Below are 17,835 nucleotides of genomic sequence, written 5' to 3'. Positions count from 1 at the left end.
TTACGCCGGAGATGCGACAACGCCACCGGACCTGGTTTCGACGCCGGTCCTTCCGGAGATTGCATGCCCTACACGCTCTTGATCGTCGACGACAGCAAGCTCGCCCGCATGGCGGCAACCAAGGCGCTGAAAGCGCGGTACCCGGACTGGGCGCGGGTCGAGGCGGCCAACGGCGATGAAGCCGTGGCGCTCGCCAAGGAAACCGCTTTCGACATCGCTCTTCTCGATTTCAATATGCCGGGACGGGACGGGCTGCAGCTTGCAGCCGACCTGCTGTCGCTGCGCCCTGCTACACCGCTGGCCATCGTATCGGCGAACCACCAGACCGAGATCGTCGCGCGCGCCAAGCAGATCGGCGCGGTATTTCTTCAGAAGCCATTGAACGAGCAGGCCTTGAGCGCATTCTTGGAGGAGGCTGTACGGCGGCTGGAAAAAGGAAAAGCATGACCGCAGCCCCCCCGGCCTTTCTCACCGAATTGCAGCTCGACGCCCTCACCGAGCTCGTGAACATCGGAGTCAGCCGCGCCGCATCGAGCCTTCGAGAGATGGTGGGGGCTCAAGTTCATCTGTCGGTGCCGACCGTCTCGCTGCAGACCCGCGCCCGCGCCATCGCCATTCTCAGCGAGCGCGAGATATCCAACCTGGTTGCCGTTCATCAGGTGTTCGAGGGCGACATTGCGGGCCGTGCGCTGCTGATCTTCCCCGAGACCAAGAGCCTGGAGCTGGTCCGCGCGATCACCGGCGGCGATCTGCCGCTCGAGGACATCATCGAGCTCGAGCAGGAAGCCCTGGCGGAAACCGGCAATATCCTGCTCAACAGCTGCCTTGCGACCATCGCCAACATGCTGCATCGCAGCCTCAAGATGTCGCTGCCGGAAGTCCTGCGTGGCGATGCTTCGACCTTCTTCAGTCTGGATCCCACGCCACAGGCTGGCGACGTCGTCATGTTTCTCTACATTGATTTTGCGGTTCGCGAGCGCGACATCAGCGGCTATATCGCGATGATCATGGATCTCCCCTCGCTTGCCGCCCTGGTCCATCTGCTCGATGAATTCATTGAACGAGAGACGGGCATCGCGGTAAATACTGAAAATGATGGAGCTTGAGCGCGACCAACTGGCTGACGCGTTTGACGCATTGGATTCGGGCGTCGCGATTCTCGATCGCGACCAGCAGGTCGTTTTCTGGAATCACTGGCTTCAATCGGCAAGCGGCATCGCGCCGGAGCAAGCGCTCGGACGAACATTGCCCGAATTGTTTCCGCAGACCGCTCTGAAACGGCTGACGAATTGTATTTCCGATGCGCTGTCGCTGGGCTCATCCGCCTTCCTGACCTATTCGCTCAATCCCAACCTGCTGCCGTTGCGGACACGGGCGGGCCTGCCGCTGATCCACAACGCGACGATCCGCCCGTTCGGGTCCCAACTGCCCTACTCGCACTGCCTGGTGCAGATCGTCGACGTGACCGTCACGACACAGCGTGAGCGCGTGCTGCGCGAACGGCAGAACGCGCGCTATGACGCCGTCGTCGAAAGCGCCTCGGATGTGATCGTGACCTTGGACGTCAACGGGATCGTGCAGTTCGCCAATCCCGCGGCGGTGCGCGAAACGCAATATGATCGATCCGAGCTGGTCGGCTTTCCGCTCGGCAATCTGTTTGAAGAGCGACATCTATGGGAGAGCCTTTGGCAGGCTGTGCTGACCGGCGGCCCGTCTCGATCGGTGGAATTGGTGGCCCGCCGCAAGGACGGCACCCGCACCTTCCTCGATGTCTCCGCATCGAAATGGTCGAGCGAGGGACGGATCTTCGTCACCGCCATCCTGCGTGACGTGAACGAGCGACATGCGGCCGTCGCGGCGCTGCGGGACTTGAACCTGACGCTGGAGCAGCGGGTAACGGAGCGCACGCAGGAGCGCGACCGTGTCTGGCAGGCCAGCCTCGACATGCTCGGCGTCGCCGACGCGGACGGCCGCTGGATCAGCATCAATCCGGCATGGACCAAGATCCTTGGGTGGTTTCCGGAGGACATTCTGGGAAAGACCTCCGACTGGCTGGAAAGCCCCGAAGACCGTCGCAAGATGCGCGACGACGTCAGCAAGCTGGCGATGCCGGAACAAACCTCGGATTTCGAAAGCAGCTTCCGGACCAGGGAGGGCAACTACCGGGTTTTGTCGTGGACGGCGATCAACGTCGAGGGTCTGCTCTATTGCGTCGCGCGCGACATCACCGAGCAGCGTCGCCAGCAGGAAGCCCTGGCGAAGGCTGAAGACGCCTTGCGGCAGGCCCAGAAGATGGAAGCCGTGGGACAGCTGACGGGCGGCCTGGCGCACGACTTCAACAATCTGCTGACGGGCATTTCCGGGGCGCTCGAGCTGCTGCGGATCCGCATCTCTCAAAGCCGATACAAGGATGTCGACCGCTACATATCCGTTGCGCAAGGCGCGGCCAACCGTGCCGCGGCATTGACTCATCGGCTGCTGGCTTTTTCCCGGCGCCAGACGCTCGATCCGAAGGCGACCGAAGTCAACCAGCTCGTCGCCGGGATGACCGACCTGATCAGGAATACGGTCGGTCCGTCTGTCACAGTGTCGATGTCCGAAGCTCCGGACCTTTGGATCACGCTCGTCGATCCCAATCAGTTGGAGAACGCGCTTCTCAATCTGTGTATCAATGCACGCGACGCGATGCCCGACGGCGGCCAACTCAGGATCGCGACCGCCAATTGCGACGTTGATGATGTCGAAGCGTTTTCCTACGAGATGCAGCCCGGTGAATATGTCCGCTTGTCGGTTTCCGACACCGGCTCCGGGATGAGCGACGAGGTCGTCAAGAGAGCCTTCGATCCGTTCTACACCACCAAGCCGCTCGGTCAGGGCACCGGTCTCGGCCTGTCCATGATCTATGGATTTGCCAAACAATCGGGCGGCCAGGTTCGGATCGTATCGACGCTTGGCGAGGGAACGACGATGCACCTCTTCCTGCCCAGATTCCACGGCCCCGAGCACGCCGCGAGCGAGCGGCAGGATTTCTCCGCCACACCGCGTGCTGACGCCGGCGAAACGGTGCTCATCGTGGACGACGAGCCTTCGGTGCGAATGCTGGTTGGCGAGGTCCTGGCCGAACTCGGCTACCGCGCGATCGAGGCCGCCGACGGCGCCAGCGCGCTGCAAGTGCTTCGCTCGGATGCGCGGATCGATCTTCTGGTCACCGATGTCGGCTTGCCCGGCGGCATGAACGGACGGCAGCTGGCGGATTTCGGCAGGACCGCACGCCCGGACCTGAAGATATTGTTCATCACGGGCTACGCCGAGAAGGCGGTCATGGAAGCGCCCGGGCTCGATCAGAGAATGGCGATCCTCACCAAGCCATTCGCCATGGATGGGCTAGCCAAGCATATCAGGGACCTGCTGCGTTGATTGATCGGCTGGCGCTCCCGGTAACACGCAAGCGGCGCCTCCACGTTGTGGCGAACACCGCGCGACCAGAATTTCGGAACGCGGCGCCTGGCGAGCGACTGCACGATCCGGCAGGCGATAAGCTGCGAGGCGACGATGTCGACTGGTCCCGTTCCCGGCGCGCCCCTTCCGACGGCGCTTCACACCGGCTTTGCCTCAGGCGCCCAAGTGGATGAAAAGGCTTCTGCCCTCATGGCACCTGTAAACCCCCTGATCTCGTGATCGACGAGACGATGGACGGTGAAAGAGTCGCTGGCGAGCATCTCATCGAGCTCAGCGCGATCTTTGCAGTGGCTGATAATGGCTCCACCGGAATTGTCGTCCAAAGGGCCGGCGACAAGGATCCTACCCTTCTTGGTATGCTCAACGAGCCAATCACGATGGGTATCGAGGTGAGCGCGCACCTCTTCGATCGGACGCACATACTTCAAGATCACAGCATAAAGCATCGGTACCTCAATTTCCGCTAGGGTCGACGCGCCAATGCGCCGGACGACATCAGAGGGCACTGCGCTCCGACAGAGTCAGAACGCAACTTGCCCTTGCGATCAGGTTGCAGCGCTCTGGATTAAGATTTGCTGGATGCTCGCCTGGGCCGCGCGCAGAGCATCGCCACGAACCTCGCCGCCTCTGGAGAGGCGCTCGGCCTGGACGAACTTCACGTTCGCGATCCCGAGGAATCCGAAGAAGGCTTTCAGATAGGCTTCCTGGTAATCCATCACGGCGGCCGGACCGGACGAGTACATGCCGCCTCTGGTCGACGCGACGATGACGCGCCGTCCGCCGGACAGTCCGACCGGGCCAGTTTCGGTATATTTGAATGTACGGCCCACCTGCGCGACGCGATCGATCCAGGCCTTGAGCTGGCTGGGGACGGAGAAATTGTACATCGGGGCGCCGATGACGATCACGTCGCTCGCCAGAAACTCCTCGACCAATGTCTGCGATCGGGCATGCTCGGCCAGCGTCTCGGCGTCGTACTCCTTGACGCCCGTTTCGCGAAAGCCGGCAGCGATCCCTCCGTCCAGGTGAGGAATGGCCTCCGCGGTGAGATCACGGTAAACCACGGCGGCATCAGGGTAGCTTCGCTTCAGCTCGTCGACGATGTTGGCGCTCAGCATCCGGGACGCGGATGCGGCGCCCAGAATGCTCGAATCAAGATGCAGTATTTGCACGGTGTCACTCCAATCGCGTTGTCTCCCCGAGAAAATAGCGCATTGAAACGCATGCACTAGCTGTGTAAATCGAGACTCATTGTTCTACGGATAGAACGGTCCGGCAAACATCGGGGCGTAGCCGCGTTGGATGATCTGAACGATCTTGCACTTTTTGCAGCCGTTGTCGCGAACGGAAGCTTCTCCGGCGCCGCGCGGGCTTTGGGCATTCCCAAGTCGCGCGTGAGCCGACGGATCGCCGATCTCGAGCAGCGGCTCGGCGTCCGCCTGTTGCAGCGCTCGACGCGCGCGGTTCACATCACCGATGTCGGATCCGCGTTCTACAACCATTGCGACGCCATGACTGAAGCCGCCCGGGCCGCTCTCGATGTGGCCCGATCGGCTCACGAGCGTCCCTCCGGCCGCCTCCGCGTGAGCTGCCCGGTCGGCGTCGCGCACATCTTTCTCTCTCCGATCCTGCCGCGTTTCCTGCTTGTCAATCCGAACGTCCGGCTCGAGCTCGAGCTGACCAATCGTCGCGTCGACGTCATCGGCGAAGGATACGACGTCGCCCTTCGCGTCCGGACGGCTCTCGACGATTCCAACCTGGTCGTGCGCTCATTCGGGATCAGCCATCAGGTTCTCGCCGCCAGCCCGTCCTTTGTTGAGAAATATGGTCCTTTCGACACCGTCGCCTCGCTACGGGGGGTTCACGGACTTGGCCCGGCTGAGCCGACGAATGACCGGCCGCGCTGGCGCCTGACCGCGCCGGACGGCGATCCGGTCGAGATCGAATATACCTCAGCCCTCGTGACCGATGACGTCTACATGCTGAGCCGGACTGCCCTGGCAGGCGCGGGCGTCGCCCAATTGCCGTTCAACCTGTGTGCCGACGCCATCGAAGACGGTCGGCTCATCGTTCTGCTGCCGGACCACAGCGTTCCGGCACACCAGCTGCATGCGGTATTTGCCTCCAAGCGAGGGCTGGTACCGGCGCTTCGCGCCTTCATTGAGTTTCTCGCGTCTGAGCTGACGGCCGCGACGGCCGATGCTAACAGCAGATACGACGGCATTCACCGCGGCCGACGCGATTGAACCAGTTGCGGCCGCTCGTTGGCCTCAACGTCACGATGCGATCCTGATGTCCACCAGGGCCTGCGTCCGGTTTCGCCTGACGTGATCGACCGCTCGCATCAAGGCCGAACGAAGCTCGTCTCCCTTTTCGACCTTGATGGCAAACGCCCGACTGGCCTCCGCGACCTTCACGAAATCCGGCGCCGGCTGCAGGGAGATCAGCGGCATGTCGTTGGTCTTCGCCGCATATCCCGCCGGATAGACGTCCAGGACGGATTGCCGGACGGCGCCCCATTCGGAATTGTTGAGCACCAGGATGAGCACCGGCAGGTTCAAGGCTTCGGCGATCTGATGACAGGCCACCGGATTGCTGAACATGTAGGATCCGTCGCCCATGGTCGCCACGATCAAGCGCTCGGGATCGGCAAGCTGCATTCCCAGCGCACAGGGAAAGCACCACCCCAATCCTCCGGAGTGGGGCTCCTGATACCAGGCGTGATGAGACCGCAGCGTGAGCGGCTCGAGCGGGCAGCCCAGCTCGGAGAGCACGGTCGCCTCGTAGTCCACCAGAACTTCCGATAGGCAGTGGCTCACCCAGGCCTTTTTCATGACCTCGCCATTGCCCTGCTCGGCGAGCTGCCGCACCTCCGCACGCCGCTTCGCATGCGCGGCCGCGATCGTCGTCCGGCGCTCCTCGCGTACGGTCGCCGTTTCCTGCAGATGCTGCGCCAGGCGTGCCGCAAGCGCCTTCAGGATCTCCGCCGTCTCGCCGACGAGCGAAATATCGGCCCGGAAGTTGCGAATGGGAAACCGGGAATACAACGGATCCTGTCCGACCTGGATCACCTGACAGCCCGCCGGCAGCTCGTGAATGGCTGGCGACCATGGTGCAAGGGAATCGAGCACGACGACGACATCCGCCTCGCTGAGCCATTGCTCGGGATTGGCGCCGATGGACATCGGATGGTCCGACGGAATGGCGAGCTGGACCGCCCAATATTGGCAGACCGGAAGGCCCCAGGTTGACGCGAGCTCGCTCAGGACAGCAAATCCCTCCCGCGATCCCGCTCCACGCTGTGCGATGATCAGAGGACGCTGCGCTTCTGCGATCAACCGCGCCGCCTGATCCAACGCCGCGGGAGCCGGCGAGGCAATGGCGGGCTTCATGCGCGGCGGGGACTCCAGCTCCGCCGACGAACAGAGCTCACACAGGACCTCGCGGGGAAGGCTGATATAGACCGGGCCCTTCGGGGTGGACGAGGCGATTGCGTAGGCGCGGTCGACGATCTCGATCGCCTGCTCCGGGAAACGCAGCTCATAGTCCCATTTGGCTGCTTCGCGGACCAGGGCCGTCTGGTCGCGCATCTCCTGCCCCCACCCGATCGGAACCGTGCGCGAGCCCAGGCGACCGGATTCTGTGACTGGCGTCCGGCCGGAAAACAGCAGAACCGGAATATGCTCGGTCGCAGCGTTGATCGCGCCGATCGCACAATTGGCGAGGCCGACATTGGTGTGGGCCATGACCGCCTGCGCGCGTCCGGTGGCGAGGTAGTAGCCATGGGCCATGCCCATCGCGGCGCTCTCATGCGGAATGACGAGCGCCCGCGGCAAGTCGATGTCCTTGGCCCTTGCTTCCGCGAGTCCTTCGATGATGGGCGGAAAGTCGGTCCCGGAATTGGCGAAAATGAAGTCGACGCCGACCGCTTTGAGCCGCGCCAGCAACGCGCCTCCTGCAGTCATGGCGCCTTCACGGCTCTGGCTCGCATTCGCCGGAGTTGGATTGATCTTCATGTGTTTCACCCGAGCATCCGTTCCGGCAGCCACGTCGCCAGGAACGGGAATGAGATAAGGATGACGAGACGAACGAGATCGGTCACCACGAAGGGCAGGACGCCGACGAAGATCGTCGACATGTCGACATCCTTGATCACGCTCTTGATGACGAAGACGTTCATGCCGACCGGCGGATGAATCAACCCAAGCTCGACGGTCATGACAATAATGACGCCGAACCAGATCGGGTCGAAGCCCAGGGCCGTGATGACCGGAAACACGATGGGAACGGTCAGGATGATCATGGCCATCGCATCCATCAGACAGCCGAGCACCAGGTACATCAGCAGGATCAGCACCAGGACCCCGTACGGTCCAATGCCGAGACCCGTGAGAAACTGCGTGACGTGCTGCGGGGTCTGCGTGATGGTGAGGAAGTAGCCGAAGCAGAGGGCGCCGATCAGGATCGTGAACACCGCGGCAGCCGTACGCGTTGCCTGCAACAGGGACTCCAGGATGCCCTGCCCCGAGAGCTTGCCGCGGAGGACACCGATGACGAACGCGCCGACCGCCCCAACAGCCCCGGCCTCCGTCGGAATGAACAGTCCGCCATAGAGACCTCCGATGACGAACAGGAACAGCAGCAGCGGCGACCACACGTCGCGCAGCGCGGCCGCCCTGTCGTTCCAGGACGCGCGCGGACCGCTCGGGAGAAACCCCGGCTTGACACGGCCGATGATCGCGATCGTCACCATATGCATCGCGATGGCGAGCAGACCGGGAAAGATTCCGGCGATGAACAGCTTGCCGATGTCCTGCTGGGTGATGATGCCGTAGACGGCCAGCACCGTTGACGGCGGAAGCATGGCGCCGAGCGTTCCTCCCACGGCGATCACGCCGGCGGCGAAAGACTGCGGATATTTGAAGCTGCGCATTTCCGGATAGGCGACGGCCGAAAATGTCGCGGCTGTCGCGACAGAGGAGCCCGAGATCGCCGCGAAGCCGCCGCATGCCGCGATCGTTGCGATCCCAAGGCCGCCGCGCCAGTGACCGACGAAGGTGTTTGCGGCGCGAAACAGCTCGCGACTGATGCCCGAGACCGAGACGAACGCGCCCATGAGCAGGAACATGGGAATGACACCGAACGTGTAGTCGGTGACCGTCCTCATGGTGGTCTGACCAATGAGCTTCAGCGCCGGGCCAAACCCGGTCAGATAGCCGAACCCCGTGATGCCGACGAGGCCCATGGCCATGCCGACGGGGACACGCAGAAGCATCAGAGCAAAGAGCGACACGAACCCGACGAGGGCAACCGTGGATGTCGTCATGATCGTTCTACTCCGCGGTCTTGATCTTCGCGTCATGAACCTCGTCCGGGTGCATGATCAAACGAAAGGTTCGGACCGCGATGAGGAACACGGCCGAGACGTCTCCGACCCAGGCGACGGCGAAGAACGGCCAGTTCGGCAGTTGCAGATCGAAGGTCAGCACGTGATCCTGATAGGTGCTGCGCACCTTGTCGAACAGGGTGATCGTCTGCACCGTCACGACGAACAGCAATACGAGGGTCGCAAAAATGTCGATCCAGCGCTGATATTTCTTCGGCACATTCGCCCACACCAGATCGACCGTGATGTGCGTTCCACGATAGCTCGTTGCCGCGATGCCCCAGAAAATGAGGATGCCCAGCAGCAGGCGGCCGAAATCGTAATAGTCAGGGATGGTGACGGCGAAGAACTTGCGCATCACCACCGCGGTGAATGTGTTCAGCGCAACGATTCCGACAAAGGCGGCGGCGATCAACTCGATCGAGTCGATGAAGCCGTCCATCAGCTTCGAACGGCGCACGGCGGACCGGGGGTCCTCACCGCGCAAGGTCTCAGGTGTATCGTTCATGGGGCACCCAGCTACACGCGACAGGGGACGGCCTGCGAGAACACGTCTTTCTCGCAAGCCGCCTCTCAGCGGCTCACAGGCCTGCGTCGTATTTCTTGATCGCCGCCTGCAGATCGGCTGCTATCTGCGCCGGATCTGCTCCGGTGGCCTTGACCGCCTCCGCCCAATTGGACCGGAGGCTCTCGGTGGCCGCTTTCCACTGAGAAAGCTGGTCGTCGGTCAGCTTGTAGACGTCATGTCCGGCAAGCGCCTTCATCTTGACGCGGCCCGCGGCTTCGAAGTCAGCCCAGGGATCAGCAACCTTCGCGGCCCATTCGGGCGTGCAATGATCGTCGAAGACCTTCTTCTGCGCGGCCGACATCGAATTGTAGGTCTTGAGATTGACGTTGTAGGTGAAGACCGCGGTATAGAGCGGAACGTCCATGTGGTACTTCACGACCTTCTCGATCCCGAACAGGAACATCGACCCCCAGGGGAAGGTGATCTCGTCGGCAACACCTCTTTCGATCGCGTCGCGGGATTCAGGTGCCGAGGCTTGGACGTTGGTACCGCCCAGGAGGCGGACCATCTCCGCGATCGAACTCTGCGCCGGGCGGACCTTCACGCCTGCGAGGTCCGTCGGAAGGACAATCTTCTTCTTGCCGTGGAGCGCGCCGGGATCATAGATGAAGCCGAAGCAGACCTTGGTATCCTTCATCTCCGTCGGGGCATACTTCCGATACCACTCGTCGAACGCCAGCGTGCCCTTCTTCCCGTCGCCGAACGTGAATGGCAACTGGCCGGCCGCAGCGATCGGAAAACGCCCGGGCTGATATCCCGGACTGACATACGTCACATCGGCAATCCCGTCCCGCGCCATGTCATAGTGGTCGAACGCCTTGCCGAGTTGCTCCGACGGAAAGACGATCGACTTGATGGTGCCGCCGGATGCCTTGTCGATGTCGTCCGCCCACGCCTGGGTGGCTGCCACCAGGGGATGGGCCGGCGGCACCCATAGCGATATCTTCAGATTGACGACCTTGTCTTGTGCCAAGGCGGACGAATGCACGGCGATCACGGCCAGTGCGCCCGCACACATCTGCGCTAATTTTCTCTGCAACATCCTGCCCTCCGTTCCATGCCCTGTTGGCGAAGACCTCTTCGCCGGCCGCTCCTCTCCGGGAGCATTTGTTGTGACGCCAAAGTGCTGCGGTTCGCTCACGTCTCGGTGTTCCTGAAGTCTGACCTGCTGTGAGCCGATCACCGGGGCCGAGCGCCGGTTCTCGTCGACTCAGAATGGATAGTGCTGAGATCCCTCGATCGTTATCCAGCGCAGGTCCGTGAACTCCGCGACCGCGGCGCGGCCTCCGAAGCGGCCATAGCCGGAGCCCTTGACCCCGCCGAACGGCATCTGCGCCTCGTCGTGCACCGTCGGCCCATTGATGTGGCAAATCCCACTCTCGATACGGCCAGCGACGTTGAGCGCACGCTGGATGTCCCGGCTGAACACCGCAGCAGACAGGCCGTATTCGGTGTCGTTTGCCACTCGCACCGCCTCGTCGACGCCTCTGACGCGGATCACGCTCTTGGCCGGCCCGAATGATTCCTCGTTGTAGATCCTCATCGCCGGCGTCACCCGGTCGACAATCGTCGCGTCCATCAGCGATCCCTTGCGATGGCCGCCGGAGACGACGACAGCCCCCTTGTCCTTGGCGTCCTCGATCAGGGTCTCGACCTTCTCCGCAGCGGCAACGCTCACGAGCGAGCCCAGCACGACGTGGTCGCGCGGATCGCCCCAAGGCAACGCCTTGGCGCGTGCTGCGAGCTTCTGCACGAACTCGTCGGCGATGCTCTCGTCGACGATGATCCGCTCCGTGGACATGCAGATCTGCCCCTGATTGGCGAAGGCGCCGAACACGGCGGCGTCGACGGCCTGGTCGATGTCGGCGTCGTCGAGGACGACCAACGGCGCCTTGCCACCAAGCTCGAGCAGGGCCGGCTTGAGGTGTCGGCCAGCCAATTCCGCGATGATCCGCCCGACCCGGGTCGACCCGGTGAAGTTGATCCTCCTCACCGCCGCGTGGGCAATGAGCGCTTCGACGATCTCTGCAGCATCCTCCGCGGCGTTGCTGAGGACGTTGACGACGCCAGGCGGAAAGCCCGCTTCACGAAAAACGTCTCCGATCAACCGATGAACCCCAGGGCACATTTCCGAGGATTTCAGAACCACCGTGTTGCCGCAGGCGAGCGGCATGGCGACCGCCCGCGTGCCGAGAATGACGGGCGCATTCCACGGAGCAATGCCGACGCAAACGCCCGCGGGTTTCCGAACGGCCAGCGCAAGCGTGTCGGGCTTGTCAGACGGGATGACCTCCCCCGAGATCTGGGTCGTCATCGAAGCGGCTTCGAGAAGCATGTTCGATGCGAGCGCAACGTTGAAATGAGCCCAGGGCGCAGTCGCCCCCGTCTCCTTCGTCATCAGATCGGCAAACGCCGCGGACTTGGCCTGCATCGCGTCTGCTGCGCGCAGCAGCAGAGCGCGGCGCCCGGTCGGTGGTGTCGCTGCCCAGGCAGGAAACGCTCTGGCGGCCGCATCAACCGCGCGTCGCGCATCCTCGACCGTGCCGGCCGCATATCTCGAAGCGACCTCCCCGGTCACCGGGTCTGTCCGCACGACATGCCGCTCGTTGCTGGCGGCGAGATCGCAATTGTCTATCAGCAGCTGAACGTCCAAGGCGCACTCCCACTCATGATGTGTCTCCCACTGCGCTGATCCGGGAGAGCGTTTGGTCTCTTCAGGCGGCCAGCGCCGTCCTCAATGCCGCGCGGCTATGATCCGCTTCGTCGGTACCACACGCCGTTTGAAGCATCTCATCGACAACCGGCCTCAAGCACTCTGCAGCCTTGGCTGCGGTCGGAGCTTGATGTGAATGTTCTTCTCCCGCGTGAATGACAGCAGCTCGCCCAGGCACTCGTCGCGGCCGATCCCCGACTGCTTCACGCCGCCGAAGGGAGCGCCGACATAATGCGCGCTCACCGTGTTGATCCAGAGAAAGCCGACGTCGACGGCTGCAGCGATACGATGAGCTGTGTTCAGATCATTGGAGAACACCGCGCAGGTCAGGCCAAGCTCGACGGAATTGACGTCGCGCAGCATTGCGGCTTCGTCGTTCCACCTGAGCACCGCCTGAACCGGACCGAACACCTCCTCTTGCGCGATCCGCATGCGCTGCGTCACGCCGGTGAAGACGGTTGGCTCGATGTACCACCCGTGCGACAGAGCCGGGTCGGTCGGACGCCCGCCGCCACAGATAAGCTGCGCGCCCTCCGCCCTGGCAGAATCGATATGGCCCAGGATGCTGTCGTATTGACGCTTGTTGACGATCGCTCCCATCGTCGTCGATGGGTCTCCAGGAGGACCAGGCTTGTAGTGCGCGATCTTCGTCTTCAACCGCGTCAAGACCGCCTCATGGATCGCGTCGTGCAGGAACAGCCGGCTCAACGATCCGCAGGACTGACCGCACCACGCGTAGTTCATACCCTGGACCGCCGCTTCCGCGACCTCATCCGGATCGGCGTCCGCGCAGGCGATGAGCGCGTTCTTGCCGCCTAGCTCGAGAATGACGGGCTTGATGGTGCTCGCCGCCGATTGGTAAACCTTCCTCCCGGTCGGCACGCTTCCGATCAGCGTCACCATGTCGATGCCGGGATGAGACGAGAGCACGGCTCCGACGTCGGCACCGGTCAGAACGTTGAACGTCCCTGGAGGGAACATGTCGCCGATCATCTCGGCCAGTCGCAGCGTCGACAGCGGCGCCTGCTGGGGCGGCTTGATGATGACAGCATTTCCGGCCGCCAGCGGCGCCGCGGCCCGGCCGGCTGCGAACATGAACGGATGGTTGAATGCCGTGATGCGCGCGACGACACCGATGGGCTCACGAATGGAGAAGTTGAGCGCACCAGGCCCCATCGGAATGGAATTGCCCTTCATCTCGGTGACCAGCCCCGCATGCAGCTCGAACAGATCGGCGGCAATGTTGGCGTCGGCCATCAGATCGCGGACGGGGTTGCCCCCGTTGTAGGCATCGAGCAGCGCGATCTCGGCGGCGTGCTCCCGCAGCATCGCCGCGATCCGGCGCAGAATTCTCGCCCGCTCCAACGGATGAACTTGACGCCAGAGCTCGAACCCGCTCCTCGCCGCGGCGATTGCCGCAATGGCATCCTCGTCCGAGGCCTCGGCAACGCTGGCGATGGCCGCTCCCGTCGAAGGATCATGCGTCTCGGCATATTTGCCCTGAATCGGCTCATGCCATCGGCCTCCATAGTAGAGACCGAGATGGCCGGGCATGACGACGCGGTCTGCGACCTGATGGGCTGGAGACGTCATTGGGGGTCCGCTAACTTTGAAAACAAGCCCACCATGGGAAGCAACGTCAAACGAGTTGTGCTCACCATGCTGCTCGACGGTAGATCCAGGGAAACTGTCGGCGTCCCGTCGCAACGAACTTCTGGATGGCGGCCAGATCGTTCAGCGTCTGAGCGATGTCGTCCAATCCCCGCATCAAGCCCTGGCGACGATACTCCGGAATGTGAAAGGTGATGTCCCGCCCGCTCGGACGACGCAAACTCCGTTGCGCCAGATCCAGCTCGAACGCACCGCCTGCGCTGCTCGCCTCGTCGGCCAGTTCAGACACGAGATCATTGGCGAGGACGACGGGCAGCAAGCCGTTGGCAAAACAGTTCGCCGAGAAGATCTCGGCGAAGCTGGGCGCGATCACGCAGCGGATGCCCCACGCGGCCAGCATCCAGACCGCGCTCTCTCTCGAGCTGCCGCAGCCGAAATTCGCGCCCGTGATCAGGAAGCGCGCGCCCTGGTAGCGGGGCTCGTTCAGCGGAAAGCTCTCGATCAGCCGACCCTCGCCGGTATAGCGCCAATTCGCGAACAGATCGTCCGCGAGCGTCGCCGACCCCCGTTCGCCGAACGTTGCCGACTTCCGCCATGGCGGCGCCGACCCCGGCGAAATCGTATCGGTGTCGATATTGTCGCGCAGGATCGGAACGGCCGTTCCTCTCAGCTCGGTAAGGGGCTCAGCCACCGATGGCCTCCAGAGATCTGACATCCACGATGCGCCCGGCGATTGCCGCGGCGGCTGCCATGGCGGGACTCAGAAGGTGCGTTCTGGTCCCAGGCCCCTGGCGGCCCACGAAATTGCGATTGGTCGTCGAAGCGATACGCTGTCCGGACGCGCCGATCTCACGCATCTGGTCTCCAGCACCGGCGCACATCGAGCAGCCGGAGTGTCCCCAGCCGAAGCCGGCCGACATGAAGATCTGATCAAGTCCCTCGGCTTCCGCCTCGCGGCGAACACGCTCAGATCCTGGTGACACCCAGGCGCGCACGCCGGAGGCCACACGCCGCCCTTCGACGACGCGCGCGGCGACGCGAAGGTCGCTGAGGCGCGCATTGTTGCAGGAGCCGATGAAGACGATGTCGATCGGGGTGCCAGCGATCGGAGCACCGGGCACCAGCCCGGAGTAGTCGACAGCAGTCTCATAGGTGGCCAGCGCACTTCCCGTCAGTTGCCCCGAGAGGCTTGGGATCGTCGCCGATATCCCGATCGTCTGCCCGGGATTGATGCCCCAGCTCACCTGCGGCTCGACGCGTGAAGCATCCAGCGTCCGTTCGGCGTCGAATGCTGCCGTCGCATCGGTGGCCAGCGACCGCCAGTCTGCAACAGCGGCATCCCACGCGTCAGCATCGGGCGCACTCGGCCGCCCGCGCAGATAGTCGAACGTCACATCGTCGGGCGAGATGAGGCCGAACCGCGCGCCCATTTCCACCGCCATGTTGCAGATGGTGAAGCGCTCATCCATCGACATCCGCCGGATCGCGTCACCGGCAAATTCGACGGCATGCCCCACGCATCCGGCAACGCCCAATTCGGCAGCCAGCGCGAGGATGAGATCCTTTGCGGACACGTCCGGGGCAAGCCGGCCGGTCACGTTGATCCGCATGTTGAGCGGCTTGCGCTGCACGCTCGTCTGCGTTGCAAGGATATGAACGATGTCCGACTGGCCGAGGCCCCAGGCGATCGCGCCGAGCGCACCAAGCGTACAGGTGTGGCTGTCGCCGCATGCGATCGTGGTGCCGGGCAGTGCAAGCGCCTGCTCGGCGGAGATGACGTGGATGATGCCGAAATCCGGATCGTCGAGATCGAACAACCGGAAGCCATGTTGCCGCGAGTTGTCCCGCAGATTGACGGCGTAGGGATTGTCGTCCGGCTTCGCGGACGCTTTGCGCGCCTCCAAGGTGGCGACGGTATGATCAGCTGCGGCAAAGGTGAATTCGGGATGAGCGACCGGCAAGCCGCGCTTGTTCAGCGTCAGGAAGCCTCGCCCGGCCATGTCGTTGACCATGTGACGATCGACGAAAATCAGTGAGAAGCCATCACCGAGATCCTTGATGACATGGCGGTCCCAGATCTTGTCGAAAAGGGTCTTGGCGCTCATTGGGCGCTCTCCCGCGCAGCGCCATAGAGATCCTCATAGCGCTCCCAGCGTGGCAGCCCGACGAGCTGCTTGAACTCCGCGAAGCTCATCTCCTGCTGATCGAGAGCGAAACGCCCGGATGTGATGTCCGAGATCCGGTCTCGAATTGCGCCGGCCGCGAACATGATGGGCGTCACGCCGTAGCAGACGACCTGGAAGCCGAGCTCGGCGTAATGCTCCGGCCGAAGCAGAGGCGATTTTCCTCCCGGCAGCGGATTCGCAATCATCGGGACGTCGAAGCGCCGGCCGATCGCCTCGAATTCGTCCAGGCTTTCGGGCGCTTCGATGAAGAGCCCATCGGCGCCGGCATTGAGAAGAGCTTCACCGCGGCGCATGGCGTCATCGAGCCCGTTGACGGCGCGCGCATCCGTGCGAGCGAAGATGAAGGTCTCGCGATTGACGCGCTCGCTGCAGGCGGCCTTGATCTTCGCGACGATCTCGTCGAGCGGAACGACCGCTTTGCCAGCCATGTGGCCGCACCGTTTCGGCCAGCGCTGATCCTCCAGCATCAGCGCACTCACGCCCATGCGCTCATAGGACTGCACGGTGTGAATGACGTTCTTCACGTCGCCATAGCCGTCATCCGCATCGACCAGCGCGGGAATGTCGATGGCATTCAACGTATCCCGGACGGCTGCCGCGATATCGCCGAAGGCGCGCAGTCCGAAATCGGGCACGCCATAACGCGCACCAACGACCGAAAAGCCGCTGATGAACACTGCCTCGCCGCCCGACGCCTCGATGAGGCGCGCCGACAACGCATCGTAAGCCCCGAACAATATCAGCGGCTTTCGGTCCGCAAGGACCTGCCGGAAGCTTCGAGTTGGCACGCGGGCCTCCTCCCCATTGCAAAATTGGCTACTTGTATTAATGTAAATACGACAATACGATTACTGTCAACCCCCTTCGAAGCGGCCTCTCATGTCCCACACCTTGGCAAATTGACATGAGTGTCCGGGTCAACTTCCGTCGCAGCGCGAGGCTTTCGAGGCGACCGGACCACAACGTTCACTCACGATGATCGAACCTTGCGGAGTCCCTGCAGGGCCCACCAACCAACGAGATCCCCCATGACCACGAGAAAATCCGACATGACCTTCACACTCGACCGCCGGCAGGTTCTCGCGGCGGCTGCAGCAGGCAGCGTCGCGTCTGCCACTGCCGTACACGCGAAAACGAGCGCTGCCGGGCCGAGAAAAACCAACAATGTCGTCCTGGTTCACGGCGCGTTCGCAGACGGAAGCAGCTGGAGCGAGGTCGCGGCTCGCCTTCTCGCCAAGGGTTACAACGTCTCAGCAGTCCAGAACCCGCTCACGTCGCTCGCGGATGATGTCGCGGCAACCAAGCGTGTGTTGTCCCGGCAGCAGGGTGCGGTGGTTCTCGTCGGTCACAGCTGGGGAGGCGCGGTCATCAGTGAAGCCGGAGCCGTCGCTAACGTCTCTGCTCTCGTCTATGTGTCGGCGCTTGCCCCGGATGCGGGCGAGGCGGTCATGGATCTGCAGTCGCATGGGCCGGCCTCACCGGGAATGCAGGGTGCAAAGCCAGACAACGGACTGCTTTGGTTCGATCCGGCGGCGTATCGCGACGCTCTTGCCGCAGATCTTCCTGTTCGTCGGACCAGAGTACTGGCCGCCGTCCAACAGCCGATTGCACCATCCTGCTTCGGCGAGAAGCTCTCGGCTGCGGCCTGGCACGACAAGCCGTCCTGGTATCTGCTTTCCGAGAACGACAAAGCCTTGTCGCCGGAATTGCAGCGCTGGATGGCTGCGCGGATCAAGGCCAAGATCAAGGCCGTGCCGTCGAGCCATCTGTCGCTGATTTCCCGCGCCGAGGATGTCGTGGAGTTGATCGACCAGGCCGCGAACGCTTGACGTGCGCGAAGCCGAGCTCGAGCCGCACAATTGCGGCTCGGCCGGCAAAGAGATGTCGTGGCGACGCGAGCATGGCCATGGCA

16 protein-coding genes are annotated in these 17,835 nt (G+C 63.1%); 5 read left to right on the top strand and 11 right to left on the bottom strand.

Features of this window, described 5'->3' with window-relative positions; genetic code table 11:
- Positions 1 to 63 precede the first annotated feature (63 nt).
- Genes QQL87_RS07945 through QQL87_RS07935 form a run of 3 tightly spaced genes read left to right on the top strand, consistent with a single transcriptional unit; the run spans position 64 to position 3,417 of the window.
- Positions 64 to 447 (top strand): response regulator transcription factor, encoded by a 384-nt coding sequence (locus tag QQL87_RS07945; protein WP_284417833.1) that lies wholly within the window; start codon positions 64 to 66, stop codon positions 445 to 447.
- Positions 444 to 1,106, top strand: a complete 663-nt coding sequence (locus tag QQL87_RS07940; RefSeq protein ID WP_284417832.1) for a chemotaxis protein CheC — start codon at positions 444 to 446, stop codon at positions 1,104 to 1,106. Before QQL87_RS07945 ends, QQL87_RS07940 begins: the two co-directional genes overlap by 4 nt.
- On the top strand, positions 1,093 to 3,417 hold the full coding sequence (locus tag QQL87_RS07935) for a PAS domain-containing hybrid sensor histidine kinase/response regulator (protein ID WP_284417831.1): 2,325 nt from the start codon (positions 1,093 to 1,095) through the stop codon (positions 3,415 to 3,417). The genes QQL87_RS07940 and QQL87_RS07935 overlap by 14 nt, the downstream gene beginning before the upstream one ends.
- Before the next feature lie 179 nt (positions 3,418 to 3,596).
- Here the strand turns inward: QQL87_RS07935 and QQL87_RS07930 are convergent, their stop codons facing one another.
- Together QQL87_RS07930 and QQL87_RS07925 are read right to left on the bottom strand one after the other, a co-directional pair.
- Positions 3,597 to 3,905 carry a YciI family protein gene (locus QQL87_RS07930; protein ID WP_284417830.1) on the bottom strand — a complete coding sequence of 103 codons (309 nt, stop codon included), beginning with the start codon at positions 3,903 to 3,905 and terminating at the stop codon, positions 3,597 to 3,599.
- Positions 3,906 to 4,004: 99 nt separating this feature from the next.
- Positions 4,005 to 4,631, bottom strand: a complete 627-nt coding sequence (locus QQL87_RS07925; protein ID WP_284417828.1) for an FMN-dependent NADH-azoreductase — start codon at positions 4,629 to 4,631, stop codon at positions 4,005 to 4,007.
- Positions 4,632 to 4,757: 126 nt separating this feature from the next.
- Here QQL87_RS07925 and QQL87_RS07920 point away from each other — a divergent pair, with 126 nt between their 5' ends.
- Entirely contained in the window at positions 4,758 to 5,705 is a 948-nt protein-coding gene (locus QQL87_RS07920; protein ID WP_284417827.1) for a LysR family transcriptional regulator, read from the top strand.
- A gap of 30 nt (positions 5,706 to 5,735) precedes the next feature.
- Here the strand turns inward: QQL87_RS07920 and QQL87_RS07915 are convergent, their stop codons facing one another.
- The 9 genes from QQL87_RS07915 to QQL87_RS07875 form a co-directional block, all read right to left on the bottom strand.
- On the bottom strand, positions 5,736 to 7,475 hold the full coding sequence (locus QQL87_RS07915) for a thiamine pyrophosphate-requiring protein (protein WP_284417826.1): 1,740 nt from the start codon (positions 7,473 to 7,475) through the stop codon (positions 5,736 to 5,738).
- A 5-nt stretch (positions 7,476 to 7,480) separates the two neighbouring features.
- Positions 7,481 to 8,785, bottom strand: a complete 1,305-nt coding sequence (locus tag QQL87_RS07910) for a TRAP transporter large permease (protein ID WP_284417825.1) — start codon at positions 8,783 to 8,785, stop codon at positions 7,481 to 7,483.
- A gap of 7 nt (positions 8,786 to 8,792) precedes the next feature.
- Positions 8,793 to 9,287 (bottom strand): TRAP transporter small permease, encoded by a 495-nt coding sequence (locus tag QQL87_RS07905; protein WP_284417889.1) that lies wholly within the window; start codon positions 9,285 to 9,287, stop codon positions 8,793 to 8,795.
- Positions 9,288 to 9,426: 139 nt separating this feature from the next.
- Complete coding sequence (locus QQL87_RS07900; protein ID WP_284417888.1) at positions 9,427 to 10,431, bottom strand: TRAP transporter substrate-binding protein; 1,005 nt, start codon at positions 10,429 to 10,431, stop codon at positions 9,427 to 9,429.
- 192 nt (positions 10,432 to 10,623) lie between these two features.
- Positions 10,624 to 12,066, bottom strand: coding sequence for an aldehyde dehydrogenase (locus tag QQL87_RS07895; protein WP_284417824.1), 1,443 nt, complete (start codon positions 12,064 to 12,066; stop codon positions 10,624 to 10,626).
- A gap of 153 nt (positions 12,067 to 12,219) precedes the next feature.
- Positions 12,220 to 13,833, bottom strand: a complete 1,614-nt coding sequence (locus tag QQL87_RS07890; protein ID WP_349817266.1) for an aldehyde dehydrogenase family protein — start codon at positions 13,831 to 13,833, stop codon at positions 12,220 to 12,222.
- Positions 13,781 to 14,452 carry a 3-isopropylmalate dehydratase small subunit gene (leuD, locus tag QQL87_RS07885; RefSeq protein WP_284417823.1) on the bottom strand — a complete coding sequence of 224 codons (672 nt, stop codon included), beginning with the start codon at positions 14,450 to 14,452 and terminating at the stop codon, positions 13,781 to 13,783. Before leuD ends, QQL87_RS07890 begins: the two co-directional genes overlap by 53 nt.
- The gene (locus tag QQL87_RS07880; RefSeq protein ID WP_284417822.1) at positions 14,421 to 15,842 is read right to left on the bottom strand and encodes a 3-isopropylmalate dehydratase large subunit; all 1,422 of its coding nucleotides are present in this window, start codon (positions 15,840 to 15,842) and stop codon (positions 14,421 to 14,423) included. Before QQL87_RS07880 ends, leuD begins: the two co-directional genes overlap by 32 nt.
- Positions 15,839 to 16,711 carry an isocitrate lyase/PEP mutase family protein gene (locus tag QQL87_RS07875; RefSeq protein ID WP_284417821.1) on the bottom strand — a complete coding sequence of 291 codons (873 nt, stop codon included), beginning with the start codon at positions 16,709 to 16,711 and terminating at the stop codon, positions 15,839 to 15,841. The genes QQL87_RS07880 and QQL87_RS07875 overlap by 4 nt, the downstream gene beginning before the upstream one ends.
- A gap of 240 nt (positions 16,712 to 16,951) precedes the next feature.
- On the opposite strand from QQL87_RS07875, the gene QQL87_RS07870 reads away from it, so the two are divergent.
- Positions 16,952 to 17,752 (top strand): alpha/beta hydrolase, encoded by an 801-nt coding sequence (locus tag QQL87_RS07870; protein WP_284417820.1) that lies wholly within the window; start codon positions 16,952 to 16,954, stop codon positions 17,750 to 17,752.
- Positions 17,753 to 17,835 lie beyond the last annotated feature (83 nt).

Source organism: Bradyrhizobium sp. SSBR45G (genome assembly GCF_030159255.1).
In the GTDB taxonomy this organism is placed as follows: domain Bacteria; phylum Pseudomonadota; class Alphaproteobacteria; order Rhizobiales; family Xanthobacteraceae; genus Bradyrhizobium.
Note: the sequence above shows the minus strand (reverse complement) of the source record. Positions and strands in the feature narration are given on the sequence as shown.